This is a genomic window from Streptomyces phytophilus, assembly GCF_013870535.1.
In the GTDB taxonomy this organism is placed as follows: Bacteria; Actinomycetota; Actinomycetes; order Streptomycetales; family Streptomycetaceae; genus Streptomyces; species Streptomyces phytophilus.
The window spans coordinates 1-1,483 of the sequence record NZ_JACBXC010001408.1 but is presented as its reverse complement, the minus strand read 5'-3'; the positions used below and the strand labels follow the sequence as shown (position 1 = coordinate 1,483).

Below are 1,483 nucleotides of genomic sequence, written 5' to 3'. Positions count from 1 at the left end.
GCCAGCGCGCCGGACTCCCGGCGGGAGTCCGGCGCGCTGTCGGCCAGGGTGCGGCGGACGCCTGCGCCCACCGCACGGTACGGGCGGCTAGCCGCCGCTCACCTCGTCGAAGACCCCCTCGGCCTCCTTGTCGAGGCGCGGTCCGGCCAGCCAGGTGGCCTGCAGCGGGCCGATGGACGTGACCGACACCAGCTGCTCCTCGCCGTCGTTCGACGCGGTCCAGCCGCCGCCGGAGGCGCCGGCGGTCATGGTGCAGCCGATGCGGTACATCGTGGGCTGCGACGCCTGGATCGACAGCCGGCCCGGCGCGTCGGTGCAGGAGTACAGGCGCCCGCCGTCGTACGGCGCCGCCGCCGGGTAGCCGGTGGCGGTCAGGTCACCGACGTCCTTCACGGCCGGGGCGTCGAACCACACGGGCACCGCGGCGCCGACCGCCTCCTCCAGGGACTGCCCGCCGCCGTCCTTCGGCTGCACCTTCATCACGGCGAAGTCGTACGGGGCGCCCACGCCGCCCTGCGACATGCCCTCGGAGATCCACTCGTCGGTGGTACGGGCCTCCTCGGCCCAGAACGTGCCCTTGGGCGCGATGTCGGCCTCGGTCGCCTGCTCGGCCTCCAGCTCGGCGACGGTCTTGCCCTCGGGGTTGAAGGACGGCACGAAGATGATGTTGCGCCACCAGCCGCCTTCGGAGCCCTTGTGCACGCAGTGGCCCGCGGTGGCCACCAGGTTGGACTTGCCCGGGTTGGCCGGGTCGGCGACCACGGTGCCGGAGCAGACCATGGGGCCCTCGGGGGTGTCGAAGAAGATCTTCCCCGCGGCGGGCTGCGACTCGTCGTACGGTGTGGCCGCCTCCGTGGCCTCCACGGGCGCCGGCTCCGGGTCGGTGACGCCCTGGTCCTCGGACACGTCGTCCTCGTCGACCCGGTTGGGCGGCTGCTCGGCGTCCCACATCCGGTCGGGGTCCCAGAGGTCCTCGATGATCGGGTTGATGAACTCGCGCGCGTCGCGCAGCCAGTCGTCCTTCGCCCAGTCCTCCCAGCCGCCGTCCCTCCACTTGTCGAGGTCGAGGTTCTTCAGGGCGTCCGGGATCCCCTCGGGGAGCGCCAGATCGTTCTCGGGCGCCTGCGACTCCTGCTGTTGCTGCTTGTCGTCGGCACCGCTGTCGCCGTCGCCGTCCTCGCAGGCGCCGGCGGTCAGTGCCAGCGTGACGGCGAGGGCCGCAGCGGCCAGTGGCTTCCTCGGTATACGACGTTTCCCGTTGGCGGGCATGGATCGAATCCCCCAGCTCGTCTGCGCAGGTGCCCCGGCGGGACACGAGCCCCCACTATGCCGGTGCCGTTGTGGACGGCCGCACCGGGCCCCGTGGTTCCACGGCGCCCAAGGATCTTGTCCGCGGCCGTGTTCCGGCGGCGGGTGCGTCGTTGGTACTGCGGGGGATGCGGATCCGTATCCGGTGCGAGGGGGTGGGGCTGTGCCCGCGGCT

Annotated in this window: 1 protein-coding gene; it reads right to left on the bottom strand. The window is 72.8% G+C overall.

Annotated elements, in window-relative coordinates; all coding sequences use genetic code 11:
- Positions 1-87 precede the first annotated feature (87 nt).
- Entirely contained in the window at positions 88-1,269 is a 1,182-nt protein-coding gene (locus H5J30_RS32855; protein ID WP_181791336.1) for a trypsin-like serine peptidase, read from the bottom strand.
- Positions 1,270-1,483 lie beyond the last annotated feature (214 nt).

What these genes read in the sequence shown, in the direction of transcription:
- H5J30_RS32855 (WP_181791336.1), bottom strand. Translation starts at nt 1,269, where the DNA reads ATGCCCGCCAACGGGAAACGTCGTATACCGAGGAAGCCACTGGCCGCT.